Genomic DNA, 17,605 nt, shown 5'->3' on the forward strand with positions numbered 1-17,605 from the left:
TTTTTAGGACACCCTCAATAGTTTTTAAAGCGAATTTAACTTCTCACTAAGTAGTCGGGTTACTTCGTTGAAATAACGTTTACGTCCGTAGCCCATTACCCAGCGGATGCCTCCTACTGCGTTGGTAATAAAAACTTCTTCAGCTTCTTTTAATACTTCCGGGTTTATTTGCGCCTGTATTAATGGGATATCATTGGCTTTAGCAATATTCATTACCACATTTCTCATTACTCCTGCAATGCAACCTTCTGATAATGCCGGGGTATAAATCTGTTTATTATAAACAACAAAAACATTTGAGCTGATGCTTTCACACAAAAAACCATTTTGGTTTAAAATAAAAGCTTCATCGAGATTGTATTGTTTTTTATATAGTCCTGCCATTACATAAAGTAATGAATTGCAAGTTTTATAATTCGAAAGCTTATCAACAGACTTTGTCAATTCGTCAAAAACATCAACAATTAGTCCCTTTTTATTCAGCTCATAAGTGCTTTCAGTTAATGGTGATGCTTCTAATACATATCCAGATTTGTTACTGTTTGGCGTGTACAACCCATCGCCTGCGCGATAAACCGACAACCTGAACCTAACGTTATCTTTAAGCTTATTTTTTTTACAAAGTTCAGCCGTTTTTTGTTTCAGGAAATATTCATCAAGCAAATTGCCCCCTTCAATTTTAAGGGCTTTCATTCCGGCGCTTAACCTATCTGCATGCAATTCGGCAAATTTAAGCTTGCCATTGTTCATTCGCATAGATTCAAACAGGCCGTCGCCATATCTAAAACCGCGATTATCGGCACTTAAAATTGGATGATTTTTTAATATAAATTCGTCGTTATGTAAAATGTATTCTTGCTGCATTTATTGAGGCTGTACGATATAGTTTCTCCATTTATTTAGGGCTGTATCGAAATCGGTTGGCAAAGGTGCTTCAAATTCCATATACTTTTTAGTAGTTGGATGAATAAAACCTAAAGTTTGTGCATGTAATGCCTGACGAGGTAAAATATTGAAACAGTTTTGTACAAACTGCTTGTACTTATTAAAAGTAGTTCCTTTCAATATTTTATCGCCACCATAGTTTACATCATTAAATAATGCATGCCCTATATGTTGCATATGTGCCCTGATTTGATGTGTTCTTCCGGTTTCAAGCTGACAACTGATTAGTGTTACATATCCTAAACGCTCTAAAATGCTATAATGTGTTACAGACCACTTGCCTTTTTCTTCATCGTCGTAAACATCCATCACAATCCTGTTTTTAGCACTGCGGCCAATATAACCGGTAACTGTGCCATCCTGCTCTATATCGCCCCAGGCCAAAGCCACATACTTACGGGTAATGCTATGATCAAAAAATTGTTTGGCAAGCTTGGTCATCGTTATCTCGTTTTTGCTAATCAGTAGCAAACCAGATGTATCTTTATCAATACGGTGTACCAAACCTGGTCTGCCTTCATTACCCGGCAATTGTGGCAATTGTTCAAAATGGAAAGCAAGGGCGTTTACCAGGGTACCGGTATAATTATTATATCCAGGATGCACTACCATACCTGCCGGCTTATTTACCACTAAAAGATCGTCGTCCTCATAAACAATATCTAAAGGAATATCTTCAGGATAAACTTCAGTATCTCTAGGTGGATGAGGAAACACAACTGATATTTCATCGGCAGGCTTTACCTTATAACTTGGTTTTATTGTTTTTTGATTAACTAAAACATTTCCGGCGTCTATTGCGTTTTGGATGCGATTTCGGGAGGCGTTCTCTACCCTGTGCATTAAAAACTTATCAATGCGCAATAAAGACTGTCCTTTATCAACAACAATGTTTAAATGTTCGTACAGATCCTGCTCTTCTAATTCTTGCCCGCTATTGTTGTTTTCCATTAAAATTGTGTTTTATTTCTGTTAATTAATCATTAAAAGCACATTCAGTAACCTGTTATTATTACATTTCAGGCTTCTGGCGATTTCGTTCTGCAAAACTAATCTTTAGCTTCAATATATTTAGAAAAGAAATTGGCCTATTATTTGTTCCAAGCTTGGCTCATACCAAATAATCATGTCTATGAAAAATTTTACTCAAAATTTAAAAGTAATTCTTAACTTTTTCCCTTATTTAATTAAAAAGATCTATTTCAAGCATTAATTAGCAATGCTTAAATAAAGGGTATTTATATTTGTACAATGTTTACAGATATTTATAGTCCTATACATCAATTAAAGCACCTTACCAGAAACCATGTATTGGTAAAAAGAGATGATTTAATTGACCCATATATTTCAGGAAATAAATGGCGCAAACTCAAATACATATTAAAAGACGTTCAGAAAAAGAATAAAAATCACATTGTTACTTTTGGTGGTGCATTTTCTAATCACCTGGTAGCAACTGCATCTGCTTGTGCCAGGGCAAGCCTAAAAAGCACCGCATTTGTACGTGGCGAAGAAGTGAGCAACGAAATGCTTTTACTTTGCAAACTGTTTGGGATGAATTTAATTTTTACCAGCAGAGATAGTTACAAAAACAAAACACTTCTATTTGAAAACCATTTCGGATCTGATCCACAAGCTTATTTTGTTGATGAGGGTGGCGCAGGTGCCGAAGCCGTAAGAGGCTGCGCAGAAATCATTGCCGAACTACCTCAGGACATAGATCACTTGTTTTGCGCAGCCGGAACGGGAACAACCGCAGCCGGATTATTGAAAGGTATCCATCAGCGTAAGCTAAAAACTCAACTCCATGTTGTACCCGTGTTAAAAGGTGGCGATTTCATTGCTGATGAAATCTATAAACATACAGGAAACGTTGATCAACTGGTAATGCATACGGATTATCATTTTGGTGGATATGCCAAAACTCCTCCTACTTTAATTGAATACATCAAAAAATTTGTAGCTGCCGAGGGTATGCTAATCGATCCGGTATATACTTCGAAAATGTTCTTTGCAATTGATGACCTGAACGCGAACAACTACTTTAATAAAGAAGACAAAATAGTTGCCCTTCATACCGGCGGTTTACTGGGAATCTGGGGGATGAAAGACAAGTTTTTTTAAAAAAAATGCAGAAACATTTGCGTAGTTAAATAACTACACTTAAATTAGTAGTCAAATAGCTACATAATGAATTTAAGAAGAGATGTATTCCAAGCCATAGCAGACCCGACAAGAAGGGCCATACTTCTATTGGTTGCTTCGCAAGCAATGACCGCGGGAGCCATAGCTGCAAATTTTGATACTGCAAGACCGACAGTTTCAAAGCATTTGCAAATACTAACTGAATGCGAATTGCTTAAGCAAGATCAAAACGGAAGAGAAATTTTCTATCACCTAAATCCTAAAAAGATGAAAGAAATAGCAGATTACATTGAACCATTCCGCGAAATGTGGGATGACCGGTTTAATAAATTAGAAGACATCATGAAAAACTATAAACCGAATAAATAGAATGTAATGGAACGGAAAACAAAAATCCATGCCGAAGATGGCAAACAAGAAATAACAATAACAAGAGCATTTGATTTACCGTTGGAATTGCTCTTTAAAGCTTACGAAGAAGCTGAAGTAGTAGAGCAATGGATGGGAACAAAAGTGCTGAAACTTGAAAACAAAAGGCATGGCAGCTATCAATTTGAGACCAGTGATCCTAAAGGAAATGTGGTGCTTAAGGCCAATGGGGTAATCCACGAGTTTGTTCCGAATCAGAAAATCACCAGGACATTTGAAATGGAGAATACACCATTTGCAGTACAGCTTGAGTTCTTACAATTCGAAAAGCTTACTGAGGATACTAGTCAGCTCATTATGCATGTGGTGTACAAATCAGTTGAGCTTAGAGACCAAATACTTAAACTACCCTTTGCACAGGGCATCAATATGGCACATAACCGATTACAAGACATCGTTAACAAATTAAAATAACTCATTATGAAAAAAAGAGATAAAATTATCTATTGGATTGCTACCATCTGGCTTGCATTAGGAATGCTATCAACCGGAATTGTGCAATTGTTGAAAATGAAAGAAGAAACAGATATGATGACCAATTTGGGTTATCCTTCGTATCTCCTAACCTTATTGGGCATTTGGAAAATATTGGGAGTTATAGCAGTGCTTATTCCTAAATTCCCTCTATTAAAAGAATGGGCTTATGCAGGATTTTTCTTTGCCATGTCTGGAGCAGTATTTTCTCACTTAGCCATTGGAGATGGCGCAAAAGAATTTTTTGGCCCGGTATTATTACTAGTCCTGACTTTTGTATCTTGGTATTTTAGATCTGCAGATAGAAAAGTCGCTTTAATTAACCCTTAATGTAAAGACAACATGAGTAAAAATAAAAAAGAGTTGTCAGCAGAACAACGCGAAGAACTACTTAAAACCTTACAAAACCGTTTTGAGAAAAACATGATTCGTCATAAAAGTCTTGAATGGGCCAAAGTACTAACAAAACTGGAAGCTAATCCTGAAAAACTCTGGTCACTTGATGATATGGAAATAACCGGAGGCGAGCCTGATGTTGTTAGCTATGATAGCCAAACAAACGAGTATATTTTTTATGATTGCTCAACAGAAAGCCCCAAAGGTCGCAGAAGTCTTTGTTACGACCGTCAGGCTCTGGACTCAAGAAAAGAACATAAACCAGAAAGTAGTGCTCTTGATGTGGCTGCTGCCATGGGCATTGAAATTTTAACCGAAGAACAGTATCGCGAGTTACAGCAATTTGGAAAATTTGATACAAAGACATCAAGTTGGGTAAAAACACCCGATGACATTAGAAAACTCGGTGGCGCCATCTTTTGCGATTATCGCTATGGTACTGTATTCAAGTATCACAACGGTGCAGAATCTTACTATGCCGCAAGAGCATTCCGTGGATCATTAAGGGTTTAAATTTGTACAAATAACCAAAGCATAAAATGAATCCTAAGGTTGACTTTTATTTTAGCAAAGCCAAAAAGTGGCAAGAAGAAATAGAATGTTTGAGATTGATCGTTCTTGAGTGCGGACTTACAGAAGAACTGAAGTGGGGCTCTCCTTGTTATATGTTTGAAAAAAGTAACATCGTTTTAATACATGTGTTTAATGAATACTGTGCACTTTTGTTTTTCAAGGGCGCCTTACTAAGCAATTCTGATGGTATTTTAATCCAACAAACAGAGAATGTGCAATCAGCACGCCAGGTTCGATTTACCAATATTCGAGAAATAATTGAACTTCAAGCTATTTTAAAAGCCCATATTTATGAAGCTATAGAAGTGGAAAAAGCCGGTTTGAAAGTAGATTTCAAAAAGCCTACTGAATTTGCAGTTGCTCAAGAATTTCAACATAAATTAGATCAAATGCCTGCCTTGAAAACTGCTTTTGAATCATTAACCCCTGGACGACAAAGAGCATATCTTCTTCATTTTTCTGCACCTAAGCAAGCTAAAACTCGTGAGTCGAGGGTTGAAAAATACATACCGCAGATTCTAAGCGGCAAGGGACTAAATGATCAAATAGGTTAGCTTAACCCCATAGTTTGTAAAATTTATAGTAAATATTCTTTATTGCGTTTTAGAACATAATGGAATTCAGCCAATTTAGACGAAGATATTAATGCGAATCTTAGTGATATACTTTTCTCTACCTATAATTATATTATATAGGTGTAATAATTTTCTTCCCCACTTCGTTATACTGAAGAAATCTTCGTCCCCACCCCGAAGGGTAAACACTGTTTAGGGCTTGTATTGAAGGTGGAGAAAAATATTCTCCACTAACTAGGATTTTTTAAATCTCCTACATATATTTATATTATAATTCAAGATTATGGGAGAAAAAATATCAGATCAAAAATTAACCTCCACAACAAAATCTACCTTTATTCTTTTATTTAAAGCTGAGCTTCACAAAGCTGAATTGAAATGTGACGGGAAAAAAGTTGAATTAATTAAAAGCTATTTGAGAAGGTTAGAACAAATAAGGACGGATTAAGAATTCCCTTTAGATTGACCAAATATTCTAATCATGCTCTTAAACAAATATTTCCTAAGGATTTTACCTGGGTTTATTCTATTCATGGCAAGTTGCCATATTGATGTAAAAAACCCATACTCTAAGGAAGAAATTGCATTCAACGTACCCGAACAAGAAGTGATTAATAATTTACGGAAGGAGTTTCAATTTGATAGTGTTCATTTTTCTGGGATAAGCTTTGACCTTATCAAAGGTAGAGTTAAAAGTGCCGCTAACGGAAGAAGAATAGATTTTCAGGTATATGTCCTCAACCCAAAAATTGATAAAAATGAATTAGCCTTCGCTCAGGAATTTGCAAAAAGTATCACACCCTATCTTAAAAATTTAGACCACTTTAATGTAATAACAGTTGATACCAAAGTTCATACTAAATACTCTTGGGGATATAAAGAGGGCAACAAGAAAACCTTACTATATGCTGATTCATTATTAGAATTCCCAATTCAGAACTATTTTATAAATACCACTGATAATAACTAATTAAAAACAAAAATCCTCTCAACTAAGTTAGAGTTTGCCCCCAATTAATGTTTTTATTTACAACTCCCCCACCTTTTCATACGCTAAGTACCACAGTTGAAAATGAGAAAACTAACTTTAAACTGTTTAAACCTAGTTTTTGCATTATTAGGTTCAAATAGTGCCTGCATTTGTTAATTTGGCGGTTTTTATTACATTTGATATATACCAAAACATAGAAATTATGTATCAACTAACTGTAGCTCCAGAGCAAGTAAATGAAACTTTAGGTAAACATATTTTAGCTGATGGCTTCGACTTAACATATGATATGGAAAAAAGCGAAGGTGTTTATATTTATGACTCAAAATACAAACGTTCTTTACTTGATTTTTTCACCTGCTTTGCTTCTGTTCCTTTAGGATACAATCATCCGAAAATGATAAACGATGAGGCTTTCAAGAAAAACCTTTTGCTGGCTGCATTAGCTAACCCATCAAATTCTGATGTTTATACCCAGCAGTATGCTCAATTTGTTGACACTTTCTCTAAAATTGGTATCCCTTCTTATTTACCTCATGCTTTTTTTATAGCAGGTGGCGGACTAGCTGTTGAAAATGCCCTAAAAGTAGCTATGGATTGGAAAGTCCAAAAGAATTTTGCCAAAGGCTACAAAGAAGAAAGAGGCTTTAAAGTACTTCACTTCGAAAAAGCTTTCCATGGCAGAACCGGCTACACACTAAGTTTAACCAATACGCTTCCAGATAAAACCAAATGGTTTGCTAAGTTCGACTGGCCAAGGGTTTCGGTTCCGGTAGTAAAATTCCCATTAGATGGCGAAAACCTAAAAGTGGCTATTGATACTGAAGAAACATCCATTGCTCAGATAAAACAAGCTTTTGCTGACAATAAAGACGATATCTGCGCAATCATAGTGGAACCAATTCAATCGGAAGGTGGCGACAATCACTTACGTGAAGAATTCTTAATACAATTAAAAGCTCTGGCAGATGAGAATGATGCTTTTCTGATTTACGATGAGGTACAAACAGGAGTTGGTTTAACCGGAAAATTCTGGTGCCACCAAAATTATAGTGAAAAAGCCCGTCCAGATATCATTGCATTTGGTAAAAAGATGCAGGTATGTGGAATTTTAGTAGGCAATAAAGTAGATCAGATAGATAGCAATGTGTTTAGAGTTCCTTCAAGAATTAACTCAACCTGGGGTGGTAATTTAGTAGACATGGTACGTTCATCTCAAATCCTTCAAATCGTTGCCGAAGACAATCTATGTGATAACGCTGCAGTTGTTGGCCAATATTTAAAAGAAAGCCTCCAGTCACTTGCCAGAAAGCACGATAAAGTCGGCAATGTACGTGGCAAAGGTTTACTTTGTGCTTTCGATTTCCCAAGCAAAAGCATGCGTGATGAGTTCATCAAAAAAGGCATGGAGCACAATGTAATGTTCTTAGGCTGTGGAAATCAAACCATAAGATTCAGACCTGCATTATGCATGGAGAAAAAACACATTGATGAGGGCTTAAGTATTATGGAAACCATTTTACCGACTTTATAATGCAGAGAAAGTATTTTAATATCCTTTTGGGTGTACTTGTTTTGGTTTTAGTTGGATGGATGTTAAAAGGTACGTTTACGCAACCGGGAATTGATGGATTAAAGGGCGAATTCAAAGAAATCGCGCACTATAGAAACGACAACAATACAGGCCCTATACAACACGTATTTGCTGTTACTGTAAAAGACACCGTATGGAGCGAAATGACAACTTACGGCAACTTTAAACCCCATCATAAAGGAGGCAACACCAAAGTGTACTACTTTTTGGAAGGAAGTCCAGTGCCGGATAAATTATATGCCGGTAAAGTAAACTTTGACAACAGCTTTAACATACACTGCATTGCGCTTTACGAAAAGACAGCAATGGGCAATCCAAGTTTACAAAAGGCCCCATTTAAATAATTACACAAAGGCAGAAAAACCTGTTATAGCACGTCCAACAATAAGGGTGTTAATCTCTTTAGTTCCTTCGTAAGAATAAATGGCTTCGGCATCGGCTACAAAGCGAGCTACATCATACTCCAGTAAGATGCCATTTCCACCCATAACCTCACGTGCTCTGCTCACTACATCGCGCGTTCGCATTGAACAGAAAACTTTGGCTAATGAAGCATGTTCGTCTGTAAGCAAATTCTGATCCTGTAACTGAGATAGGCGAAAACAAAGTGTTTGCATGGCCGTAAGGTTAGAAAGCATTTCTACCAAATGGTTTTGTATAAGTTGATAGGATGCAATAGGCTTACCGAATTGCTTTCTGGTTCTCGTATAGCTAAGCGCACTTTCATAAGCACCTCTGGCACAACCTACAGCTTGCCATGCCACTCCTGCCCTTGTCATTTTTAACACTTTTGCCGTATCCTTAAATGAATTCGCATTTTGTAAGCGGTCTTCCTCATCAACCTCACAATTGGTAAGTGTTATTAATCCATTTTGCACAATCCTTAACGCCATTTTATCCTGCATCTTCTCAACCGAAAATCCCTTTGTGCCTTTTCTAACCAGAAAACCTTTTACTTCATTATCATCTAAATCTCTGGCCCAAATTATAGTAACATCCGAAAAAGTTGAATTCCCGATCCATTTCTTTTGTCCGTTTAAGATCCATTTACTTCCTTGTCGCTTAGCAGTAGTGGTAAGTCCACCTGCTACACCCGAGCCTACTTCAGGTTCAGTTAACCCAAATGCTCCAATTAATTTCAACTGTTGCATATCTGGCAACCATTCCTGTTTTTGAGCCTCAGAACCCAGTAGATATATTGACCCCATGGCTAAACCACTCTGCACTCCAAAAAATGTAGAAATAGAAGTGTCTATCCTTGCCATTTCCATGGCAAGCATACCTTCCATAAGGTTAGATTTATTGGGGCATCCGTATCCCTCATAGGTTAAACCACAGATATTTAATTCGGCAATTTTAGGAATTAGTTCAAAAGGAAATTCGGCTCTAAGCCAGTATTTGTTTACGATAGGCTTTACTTCTCGTTCCAGAAACGCCCTAACTTTTAACTGAAGCGCTCTGTCCTCATCTTTTAAAGCTTCATCACCCAGATGGTAAAAATCGCCATCAATTGGAGGAAGTTCCCTCTTTTTATGAGGTGTTCCTATCATCTTCATGAGCCCTTGCAATTGAGTATCATCAAGATTAGATACAGAATCCATAATCTTAGGTAAATCTACCTTCTTAGAAAGCTCTTCAAGTTTCTTAAAATCGACACTTTTAAAAAGCGTGTACGCGTTCTTTAGGGAAGAAAATATATTGGCCATATTAAACTGTTTTACAGATAAAACAGAAATTAACTCCTTTTGTTGGAGTATGGCCAATATTATATACTAATTAGATCAGATCAAAAAGGCTGTTTACTCCTAAAAGTTTGCGACAGGTAAAACCTTCAGCATAGGTTGTTCCTATAGATTTACCAAACTCACGCGACCTGCCAATCACACTTTCAAAGAAATCAGGAGACGAAATATAAGTATCCGGCCCATCCAATTCCGGATTAAAGAATTGAGTTTTAAATGCTTTTATTGAGGCCAGTTTAGTTTCAATGTATGGGGTAATATCTATAATAACATCTGGTTTGATATAACGATCCTGAATGTATTGAAGCTGCAATCTAGGGCGCCAGGCTTGTTGCTGCACTCCATCAAGTTCGGTACTTATTTTTGGCAGGCCTGAAAGAAAACAAGCATCATTTGCCAAATCTCCAGCCCTGCCATGATCAGGATGCCTATCATGCAAAGCATTGGTTAATATGATCTCCGGTTGATATTTACGGATCATTTTGATGACTTCAAGCTGATGCTCTTCATCATTTTTAAAGAACCCATCTCTAAATCTTAAATTCTCACGGGCTTGTATACCTAGTATTTTTGCAGAATCGGCGGCTTCCTCATCCCGTGTTTCTGCTGTACCGCGTGTACCTAATTCTCCTCTGGTAAAATCAACTATTCCTACTTTTTTACCTAGGGCAATGTGTTTGGCTATAGTTCCTGAACACCCTAACTCTGCATCGTCGGGATGAACGGCAAGCACCAATATATCTAACTTCATGATGTGTGTAGTTTATAAAATATTGCCTTAAAGCAATTTCTGTATTTTCTTTTTTATTTTAGATGAAAGTGGTGTTGTAAACGGGAAAAAATAATCTACCACCTCTCCATCTTTATTGATTAAATACTTGTGGAAATTCCATCGTGGGGTCGATTTCTGAGTTAGGAATTTAAAAAGTGGGTGTGCATGGGTTCCACGAATCATGATTTTATCGAATACAGGAAACTGTACTCCATGGTTAACCTCGCAATAGGTGTCTATTTCACTACCTTCCAAAGGCTCTTGTCGGCCAAAATCATTTGAAGGAAAAGCAAGCACTTCAAAACCCTGAGCTCTATATTCATCTCTTAATGTCTGTAATTCTTTTAGCTGAGGAGCAAAACCACATCCTGAAGCAATATTTACAACCAGAAGTACTTTATCTTTATAATCGGAAAGATTTTTATCGGACCCATTAATCAGTTTTGCTTTAAATTGGTGTATGCTTTTGGAATTATCAGCCATAGGTTCTATTGATAAAACCCTGAGGAAATAATGATGGATTCGATATCTCTCTCTTCCTGTGGGTTATATGTACTTTTTAAATTATGCCCTACTACTCTTGCAACAGACTGATAAAGGAAGGCCGTAAATCCTCCTTTAGTTTCTTTTACAATATCGTATGTAGTCCGACCAAGTTCACGGTCGACCAGTTTTGTTAGTATTTGTCCCTGGGTTATGGTAAGTTCTTTTATCTCTCTGTTAAACATGTCTTTAATTTCTTTATCACATTGTTTAACCAGTTTTTTCTGCTCCTTTTTTTCTGTTGTTAAAGCCAGGTCCTTTTCCAACTGCTCATATCTCTGTTTAGCATACAGTGCATAAGGCATAACCTTCATTACATTATATCTTAATCTGCTATAGGCAGCGCGCTCGGCTGGGGTTTTGAATATCCTTACCCCATAAATAACCACCTCCTGAAGCGGTATCCATGGTATCATTTCACCATTATCATTAGTGCCCGCAACACGAATTGTATCATTTTTTCCAAGTACAGGCATTTTTATAGTAACGCCATTAACCTGCGCCTTGGCTTGGGCAGCGCTAATAATGACAATTAACAGAATAAATAACCTATAAAATTTCATAAATTTATACCCCTATAAAGGTAAAGCTAATTTATATTTTAGTTTTCATTTTCAACTCTAATATAATCTTTTAACGATAAAGAGCCGTATTTTTTACGTAAAAAATACAATACCTGCCAAATAATGACAAACTAAAATTTGGAAGAATTATTGCTCATATTAGTTACATCTTTATAAAAAACTTATATTGATGAAAGGGAGCGTAATCAACTGGGCAAACCAGCTCAGCCGTTAATTACCAATAACTAGTAGAAAAGCAATAAAAATGAGTTCTGTAGCTGGCAGAATTCATAACCACCGAAAAAAGAAACACGAATGAAAAACGCTTTAGTGATTGATTTAGAAGCAGAAAAGCAAGAGATCTTAAAAAGATACAGGGCACTGTTACGCGCCTGCAAGCCGACACTTCAAAGGGGAGATAAAAAGGAGATCAGAAAAGCATTTGACATGGCCCTGGAAAGCCATAAAAACATGCGTAGAAAATCTGGAGAGCCATATATATATCACCCAATTGCCGTGGCTCAGATTGCAGCAGAAGAAATTGGACTTGGAACCACCTCCATCGTATGTGCATTACTGCATGATGTAGTAGAAGACACAGATATTACTCTTGAAGATATTGAGCGCGAGTTTGGCAAGAAAACAGCAAAGATTATTGATGGGCTAACCAAAATATCTGGCGTATTTGACTATAACAGTTCTTTGCAGGCAGAGAATTTCAGAAAAATGCTGCTTACGCTTGCTGATGATGTAAGGGTAATTTTAATTAAACTAGCTGATAGACTGCACAATATGCGGACTATGGATTTTATGCCAAGGCAAAAGCAATTAAAAATCGCATCTGAAACCATCTATCTCTATGCTCCTCTTGCGCATAGGTTGGGTTTATACGCCATTAAATCGGAACTGGAAGATCTTTCAATGAAATATCTTGAACCGGATACCTATAAATACATTGCGACTCAGTTAAATGAGAAAAAGGCTGAACGAACGTTATTCATAAAAAGGTTTGTTGAACCGATTAATGAAATTTTGGCAGAACAAGGTTTAACAGCAGACATTTACGGCAGGCCAAAATCTATCCATTCAATATGGAATAAAATGAAGAGCAAAAACATTCCTTTTGAGGAGGTTTATGATCTTTTTGCCATCAGAATTATATTAGACAGCACTCCTGAACATGAGAAAGCGGATTGTTGGAAGGCCTACTCTATTGTAACGGATCTTTACCGCCCTAATCCTGACAGGTTGCGCGACTGGGTTTCTTCACCAAAAGGAAATGGTTACGAATCATTGCACACTACTGTTATGGGACCTAAAGGTCAGTGGGTAGAAGTGCAAATCCGTACTCAACGAATGAATGAAATTGCAGAGAAAGGATTTGCTGCGCACTGGAAATATAAAGAGTCTAGTAACGACAATGGTCTGGATCAATGGATCATGAAGGTTAGGGAGATGCTTAATAATCCAGAAGCGAATGCATTGGATTTTCTGGACGATTTTAAGATGAATTTGTTCTCTGATGAGATCTTTATTTTCACTCCTAAAGGCGCCTTGTTACAGTTACCACTTGGTGCAACGGCACTTGATTTTGCTTTTGAGATACACACCGACGTAGGTGCCAAATGTATTGGCGCTAAGGTAAATCATAAACTCGTACCACTTTCGTACAAGCTTCAAAATGGCGATCAGGTAGAGATTATTACCTCTAGCAAGCAAACACCGAAAGAAGATTGGTTAAATATTGTTGTAACAGCCAAGGCTAAGTCTAAAATAAAATCTTCGCTAAAAGAAGAGAAAAGAAAAATAGCTGATTTAGGTAAAGAAACTTTAGAGCGTAAGCTTAAATCTTTAAAAATCACCTATAATACCGACAATCTAAACAAGCTTACCTATTTCTTTAAGCTACAATCTACACAAGAGCTTTTCATAGAAGTTGCAAATGGCAAAATTGAGGTAAAAGACCTAAAAGATTACCTGGCAAGTGAGAAAGAGATTGAAAATAGAGGTTCTGACAAAAATGACCACCAAAAAATTGAGACCCTACTTAACAAGGTAAAAGGTCCTGGATCTGATACTTTGTTGATTGGAGAAGACTTGCAAAAAATAGACTATACCTTAGCTGCTTGTTGCAATCCGATACCTGGAGACGACGTTTTTGGTTTTGTAACTGTTAATGAAGGCATTAAAATACACCGTACAAATTGTCCGAATGCAGCTCAATTAATGGCCAACTACGGATATAGGGTGGTGAAAGCGAAATGGAACAAACAACAAGAGCTTACATTTTTAACAGGTTTACACATTATTGGGATTGATGATGTGGGGTTAATTAACAATATTACAAAAGTTATCTCTAATGATTTTAAGGTAAATATGCGTTCTATCACCGTAGATACCGATAATGGTATTTTTGATGGGTCTATAATGATCTTTGTAAATGATAAGGAGCACTTAGACAACCTGATCGAAAACCTGCTTCGTGTGAAAGGCGTAACGGGAGTTACACGCTTCGATGCCTAAAATTGCTAAAAAATCATAGAGTTTTATATAAAAAATGGTACCTTTGAAAGGAGTTTAAAAACTATGTCTACAAACCACAACAGCGAGTTGGTAAGAAAGATTTTCGAAGCCTATCTCGAAAATAAAAGCCTGAGAAAAACACCGGAGCGTTTTGCCATCTTAGAAGAAATTTATTCAAGAGATGATCATTTCGATGTAGAGACCCTCTATATCCATATGAAAAACCAAAAATACCGTGTTAGTAGGGCTACAGTATACAATACTTTAGAGTTATTGGTTTCATGTGATTTGGTTACCAAACATCAGTTTGGCAAAAACATGGCTCAGTTTGAAAAATCATACGGTTATCATCAACATGATCACATTATCTGTATTGATTGCGGTAAAGTTGTAGAATTCTGCGACCCACGTATTCATCAGATTCAGAGTATGGTTGGCGAATTGTTAAAATTCGAGATCAAACACCACTCTTTAAACCTTTATGGCGTTTGCTTCGATTGCTCTGCTAAGGCATCAATGGAAACTCAGAATGCCGGTATTAAACATGCAAGTTAAAATTCAATTATTATATTTCCATTTTTAAATTTAAATAATGACGCAAGTAGACGTGCTTCTTGGCCTGCAATGGGGCGACGAAGGCAAGGGTAAAATTGTTGATGTATTAAGTCCACAATATGATTTGATAGCTCGTTTCCAAGGCGGTCCGAACGCTGGACATACTTTAGAGTTTGATGGTAAAAAATTTGTTTTAAATACCATACCATCAGGTATTTTTAACGAAAAAACAATGAATCTAATCGGAAATGGTGTGGTTATAGACCCTATCATTTTAAAAAGAGAATTAGATAACTTACAAAAAGCCGGTCATGATCCGGTAGCAAAAGGCAAACTTGTTATTGCTCGTAAGGCACACCTAATTTTACCTACTCACCAATTGTTGGATGCAGCAAATGAGCAAAAAATGGGTAAGGATAAAATTGGTTCAACTTTAAAAGGAATTGGCCCAACTTATATGGATAAAACAGGCCGTAATGGCTTGAGAGTTGGTGATACTACTCTTCCTGACTTCAAAGAGCGTTACAATAAATTGGTTGAGAAACATAAAGAGATGCTTTCTCATTATAATTTCGAATACGACCTTACTGAAAAAGAAGCTGCTTTCTTTGAAGCAATTGAATTCATTAAAAACATCCCTCATGTTGACAGCGAGCATTTTGTTAACGGATATTTAAAAGAAGGAAAAACTGTTCTTGCTGAAGGTGCACAAGGTACTTTGTTAGATGTTGACTTTGGATCTTATCCTTTTGTAACTTCTTCTAACACTACTACTGCTGGTGCTTGTACTGGTTTAGGTATTGCTCCTAATAAAGTTGGAAGCGTTTACGGTATTTTTAAAGCTTATTGCACAAGAGTTGGTGGTGGCCCGTTCCCTACTGAACTTGATGATGAGGTTGGAGAAACTTTACGTCAGGTTGGTCACGAATTTGGTGCAACAACAGGCCGTGCCCGTCGTTGTGGATGGATAGATCTTCCGGCACTTAAATATGCAATCATGCTTAATGGTGTTACTGAGTTAATTATGATGAAAGCTGATGTATTAGATGGTTTTGATACCATTTATGCTTGCACACATTATGAGCACAACGGAGAAACCATTGATTATATGCCATATGATATTATCACTGTAAAACCTACTCCAGTTTTAAAAGCTATTGAAGGTTGGAAAACTGATGTAACTAAAGTAAGCAAAGTTGAAGAAATTCCTTCACAACTTAGCGACTACATCGCTTTCTTAGAAAAAGAACTTGAAGTTCCAGTGAAATATCTTTCTGTTGGACCAGATAGAGTTCAAACACTTATTTTAAACTAATTTCTCTGAAATACAAATGAAAAAAGCGACTAATAGTCGCTTTTTTCATTTGTGCTATTCTGATCCAGAATCTATACATTTGCACTAATAAAATGAAAGTACAGGATTTAGGTTCGTTTAAACAAAAAGCACTGCAATGGGCTAACACATTTGATGTTTGCTGTTGTTATGACTCAAATAGTTATCCCGATGCTTATGGAAAATTTGATTTTCTATTGGCAGTTGGTGTTAAAGACTCAATCAATCTTAAGTACGGTTCCGCTTTTGATGCGCTAAAAAACTTCTATGATATCCAGAAAAACTGGATGTTCGGACTACTGGGTTATGATCTCAAAAACGAAGTTGAAAAACTAAGTTCTAATAATGCTGACGGCCTTAATTTTCCAGACCTATTTTTCTTTGTCCCTCAGTATTTAATTGCAGTGGTTGATGGAGAGATTCAAATAATTCTTGGAGAAGAAACCGTATTAAATCACATTGAAGCACTCAGTATCAAAAATACAGCCCACCACTCTGCTATTAAAATTGAAAGTAAAATATCAAGAGAACTTTACATCAAAACTGTTGAACAACTACAGGAACATATTGTAAGAGGTGATATATATGAGGTAAATTTCTGTCAGGAGTTTTTTGCTGAACATGCTCACATAGATCCGTTATATATATATATAATAGATTAAAAAAGGTATCTCCCACTCCATTTTCTGGTTTTTTTAAAATAAATGATCAGTACATATTATCGGCAAGTCCCGAGAGATTTCTTTGTAAAAGAGGAAATAAACTGATTACGCAACCAATTAAAGGAACAGCCAAAAGAAGCAACAATGCTAAAGAAGATGAGCTTATAAAGCTCCATTTACAGAATGACGCTAAAGAACAAGCTGAAAATGTAATGATTGTTGACCTTGTGAGAAACGACTTAACCAAAAGTGCTGTAAAGGGTAGCGTCCTTGTTGAAGAACTTTTTGGCATATATGGTTTCCCCCAGGTCTATCAAATGATATCAACTGTTACTTGTCAGTTAAACCCTGAGGTACATTTTATAGATGCTATAAGAAATGCTTTTCCAATGGGCTCAATGACCGGAGCGCCTAAAATTAAAGCTATGGAGTTAATTGAGGCGTATGAATTTAGTAGTCGCGGTGCTTATTCAGGAACATTTGGGTATATCACTCCTGAGGGAGATTTCGATTTTAATGTGATTATCAGAAGTATACTATATCAATCATCTTCAAAATACCTTTCTTTTCAGGTTGGTGGAGCGATAACATATGCGTCAAATGCGGCAAGTGAATATGAAGAGTGCATGCTTAAAGCATCAGCGATAATGCAAACACTTGAAAACTAAACGAGTACATTTGCTATACACTTATATTTTTCATATATTTAATTCTTGAAATCAATAAGAACGAATTGAGATTGTAATTAAATTGGAATTGCAACCTATTTAAACTCTTATTACATGAGTTA

The 17,605-nt window shown here is 36.5% G+C and carries 20 protein-coding genes; 14 read left to right on the top strand and 6 right to left on the bottom strand.

Annotated features, from left to right (window positions below):
- Nucleotides 1-24 precede the first annotated feature (24 nt).
- Both J1905_RS20965 and J1905_RS20970 read right to left on the bottom strand, forming a co-directional pair.
- Nucleotides 25-864: an aminotransferase class IV gene (locus J1905_RS20965; protein WP_214229178.1), complete on the bottom strand. Its 840-nt coding sequence runs from the start codon at nucleotides 862-864 to the stop codon at nucleotides 25-27.
- Nucleotides 865-1,896 carry an RluA family pseudouridine synthase gene (locus J1905_RS20970; RefSeq protein ID WP_214229179.1) on the bottom strand — a complete coding sequence of 344 codons (1,032 nt, stop codon included), beginning with the start codon at nucleotides 1,894-1,896 and terminating at the stop codon, nucleotides 865-867. It lies immediately after the preceding gene.
- 300 nt (nucleotides 1,897-2,196) lie between these two features.
- Between J1905_RS20970 and J1905_RS20975 the strand changes: the two genes are divergently transcribed.
- The 9 genes from J1905_RS20975 to J1905_RS21015 all read left to right on the top strand — a co-directional run bounded on the left by J1905_RS20975 (nucleotide 2,197) and on the right by J1905_RS21015 (nucleotide 8,466).
- A complete protein-coding gene (locus tag J1905_RS20975) occupies nucleotides 2,197-3,069 on the top strand; it encodes a 1-aminocyclopropane-1-carboxylate deaminase/D-cysteine desulfhydrase (protein ID WP_214229180.1) in 873 nt (290 codons plus the stop codon).
- A 66-nt stretch (nucleotides 3,070-3,135) separates the two neighbouring features.
- Complete coding sequence (locus J1905_RS20980; RefSeq protein WP_173093289.1) at nucleotides 3,136-3,459, top strand: ArsR/SmtB family transcription factor; 324 nt, start codon at nucleotides 3,136-3,138, stop codon at nucleotides 3,457-3,459.
- A 6-nt stretch (nucleotides 3,460-3,465) separates the two neighbouring features.
- Nucleotides 3,466-3,933, top strand: a complete 468-nt coding sequence (locus J1905_RS20985) for an SRPBCC family protein (RefSeq protein WP_214229181.1) — start codon at nucleotides 3,466-3,468, stop codon at nucleotides 3,931-3,933.
- Nucleotides 3,934-3,939: 6 nt separating this feature from the next.
- On the top strand, nucleotides 3,940-4,323 hold the full coding sequence (locus J1905_RS20990) for a DoxX family protein (RefSeq protein WP_214229182.1): 384 nt from the start codon (nucleotides 3,940-3,942) through the stop codon (nucleotides 4,321-4,323).
- Between the two features lie 12 nt (nucleotides 4,324-4,335).
- Entirely contained in the window at nucleotides 4,336-4,902 is a 567-nt protein-coding gene (locus J1905_RS20995) for a DUF4256 domain-containing protein (protein ID WP_214229183.1), read from the top strand.
- 26 nt (nucleotides 4,903-4,928) lie between these two features.
- Nucleotides 4,929-5,516: a YdeI/OmpD-associated family protein gene (locus tag J1905_RS21000; RefSeq protein ID WP_214229184.1), complete on the top strand. Its 588-nt coding sequence runs from the start codon at nucleotides 4,929-4,931 to the stop codon at nucleotides 5,514-5,516.
- Nucleotides 5,517-6,018: 502 nt separating this feature from the next.
- Nucleotides 6,019-6,507: a hypothetical protein gene (locus J1905_RS21005; RefSeq protein WP_214229185.1), complete on the top strand. Its 489-nt coding sequence runs from the start codon at nucleotides 6,019-6,021 to the stop codon at nucleotides 6,505-6,507.
- Nucleotides 6,508-6,730: 223 nt separating this feature from the next.
- Nucleotides 6,731-8,062, top strand: coding sequence for an L-lysine 6-transaminase (gene lat / locus J1905_RS21010; RefSeq protein WP_214229186.1), 1,332 nt, complete (start codon nucleotides 6,731-6,733; stop codon nucleotides 8,060-8,062).
- Nucleotides 8,062-8,466 carry a hypothetical protein gene (locus tag J1905_RS21015; protein ID WP_214229187.1) on the top strand — a complete coding sequence of 135 codons (405 nt, stop codon included), beginning with the start codon at nucleotides 8,062-8,064 and terminating at the stop codon, nucleotides 8,464-8,466. The genes lat and J1905_RS21015 overlap by 1 nt, the downstream gene beginning before the upstream one ends.
- Here the strand turns inward: J1905_RS21015 and J1905_RS21020 are convergent, their stop codons facing one another.
- The 4 genes from J1905_RS21020 to J1905_RS21035 form a co-directional block, all read right to left on the bottom strand.
- The gene (locus J1905_RS21020) at nucleotides 8,467-9,828 is read right to left on the bottom strand and encodes an acyl-CoA dehydrogenase family protein (protein ID WP_214229188.1); all 1,362 of its coding nucleotides are present in this window, start codon (nucleotides 9,826-9,828) and stop codon (nucleotides 8,467-8,469) included.
- A 70-nt stretch (nucleotides 9,829-9,898) separates the two neighbouring features.
- Nucleotides 9,899-10,615, bottom strand: coding sequence for a bacillithiol biosynthesis deacetylase BshB1 (gene bshB1 / locus J1905_RS21025; protein WP_214229189.1), 717 nt, complete (start codon nucleotides 10,613-10,615; stop codon nucleotides 9,899-9,901).
- Between the two features lie 27 nt (nucleotides 10,616-10,642).
- Nucleotides 10,643-11,119, bottom strand: a complete 477-nt coding sequence (locus tag J1905_RS21030; RefSeq protein ID WP_214229190.1) for a glutathione peroxidase — start codon at nucleotides 11,117-11,119, stop codon at nucleotides 10,643-10,645.
- 5 nt (nucleotides 11,120-11,124) lie between these two features.
- Complete coding sequence (locus J1905_RS21035; RefSeq protein ID WP_214229191.1) at nucleotides 11,125-11,742, bottom strand: DUF4294 domain-containing protein; 618 nt, start codon at nucleotides 11,740-11,742, stop codon at nucleotides 11,125-11,127.
- A gap of 315 nt (nucleotides 11,743-12,057) precedes the next feature.
- Here J1905_RS21035 and J1905_RS21040 point away from each other — a divergent pair, with 315 nt between their 5' ends.
- From J1905_RS21040 to J1905_RS23665, 5 genes are all read left to right on the top strand, one after another.
- Nucleotides 12,058-14,265 carry a RelA/SpoT family protein gene (locus J1905_RS21040; RefSeq protein ID WP_214229192.1) on the top strand — a complete coding sequence of 736 codons (2,208 nt, stop codon included), beginning with the start codon at nucleotides 12,058-12,060 and terminating at the stop codon, nucleotides 14,263-14,265.
- 63 nt (nucleotides 14,266-14,328) lie between these two features.
- Nucleotides 14,329-14,820, top strand: coding sequence for a Fur family transcriptional regulator (locus J1905_RS21045; protein ID WP_214229193.1), 492 nt, complete (start codon nucleotides 14,329-14,331; stop codon nucleotides 14,818-14,820).
- Nucleotides 14,821-14,857: 37 nt separating this feature from the next.
- Nucleotides 14,858-16,135, top strand: a complete 1,278-nt coding sequence (locus J1905_RS21050; RefSeq protein ID WP_173093315.1) for an adenylosuccinate synthase — start codon at nucleotides 14,858-14,860, stop codon at nucleotides 16,133-16,135.
- 92 nt (nucleotides 16,136-16,227) lie between these two features.
- A complete protein-coding gene (locus tag J1905_RS23660; protein ID WP_250318162.1) occupies nucleotides 16,228-16,815 on the top strand; it encodes a chorismate-binding protein in 588 nt (195 codons plus the stop codon).
- Nucleotides 16,800-17,483, top strand: a complete 684-nt coding sequence (locus J1905_RS23665; RefSeq protein WP_350027995.1) for an anthranilate synthase component I family protein — start codon at nucleotides 16,800-16,802, stop codon at nucleotides 17,481-17,483. Before J1905_RS23660 ends, J1905_RS23665 begins: the two co-directional genes overlap by 16 nt.
- Nucleotides 17,484-17,605 lie beyond the last annotated feature (122 nt).

This window comes from Pedobacter sp. B4-66 (assembly GCF_018492665.1).
GTDB lineage: Bacteria > Bacteroidota > Bacteroidia > Sphingobacteriales > Sphingobacteriaceae > Pedobacter.

Bases quoted from the DNA above. Each gene is read 5' to 3' on its own strand.
- J1905_RS20965 (WP_214229178.1), bottom strand. From the start codon at position 864: ATGCAGCAAGAATACATTTTACATAACGACGAATTTATATTAAAAAAT.
- J1905_RS20970 (WP_214229179.1), bottom strand. From the start codon at position 1,896: ATGGAAAACAACAATAGCGGGCAAGAATTAGAAGAGCAGGATCTGTAC.
- J1905_RS20975 (WP_214229180.1), top strand. From the start codon at position 2,197: ATGTTTACAGATATTTATAGTCCTATACATCAATTAAAGCACCTTACC.
- J1905_RS20980 (WP_173093289.1), top strand. From the start codon at position 3,136: ATGAATTTAAGAAGAGATGTATTCCAAGCCATAGCAGACCCGACAAGA.
- J1905_RS20985 (WP_214229181.1), top strand. From the start codon at position 3,466: ATGGAACGGAAAACAAAAATCCATGCCGAAGATGGCAAACAAGAAATA.
- J1905_RS20990 (WP_214229182.1), top strand. From the start codon at position 3,940: ATGAAAAAAAGAGATAAAATTATCTATTGGATTGCTACCATCTGGCTT.
- J1905_RS20995 (WP_214229183.1), top strand. From the start codon at position 4,336: ATGAGTAAAAATAAAAAAGAGTTGTCAGCAGAACAACGCGAAGAACTA.
- J1905_RS21000 (WP_214229184.1), top strand. From the start codon at position 4,929: ATGAATCCTAAGGTTGACTTTTATTTTAGCAAAGCCAAAAAGTGGCAA.
- J1905_RS21005 (WP_214229185.1), top strand. From the start codon at position 6,019: ATGCTCTTAAACAAATATTTCCTAAGGATTTTACCTGGGTTTATTCTA.
- lat (WP_214229186.1), top strand. From the start codon at position 6,731: ATGTATCAACTAACTGTAGCTCCAGAGCAAGTAAATGAAACTTTAGGT.
- J1905_RS21015 (WP_214229187.1), top strand. From the start codon at position 8,062: ATGCAGAGAAAGTATTTTAATATCCTTTTGGGTGTACTTGTTTTGGTT.
- J1905_RS21020 (WP_214229188.1), bottom strand. From the start codon at position 9,828: ATGGCCAATATATTTTCTTCCCTAAAGAACGCGTACACGCTTTTTAAA.
- bshB1 (WP_214229189.1), bottom strand. From the start codon at position 10,615: ATGAAGTTAGATATATTGGTGCTTGCCGTTCATCCCGACGATGCAGAG.
- J1905_RS21030 (WP_214229190.1), bottom strand. From the start codon at position 11,119: ATGGCTGATAATTCCAAAAGCATACACCAATTTAAAGCAAAACTGATT.
- J1905_RS21035 (WP_214229191.1), bottom strand. From the start codon at position 11,742: ATGAAATTTTATAGGTTATTTATTCTGTTAATTGTCATTATTAGCGCT.
- J1905_RS21040 (WP_214229192.1), top strand. From the start codon at position 12,058: ATGAAAAACGCTTTAGTGATTGATTTAGAAGCAGAAAAGCAAGAGATC.
- J1905_RS21045 (WP_214229193.1), top strand. From the start codon at position 14,329: ATGTCTACAAACCACAACAGCGAGTTGGTAAGAAAGATTTTCGAAGCC.
- J1905_RS21050 (WP_173093315.1), top strand. From the start codon at position 14,858: ATGACGCAAGTAGACGTGCTTCTTGGCCTGCAATGGGGCGACGAAGGC.
- J1905_RS23660 (WP_250318162.1), top strand. From the start codon at position 16,228: ATGAAAGTACAGGATTTAGGTTCGTTTAAACAAAAAGCACTGCAATGG.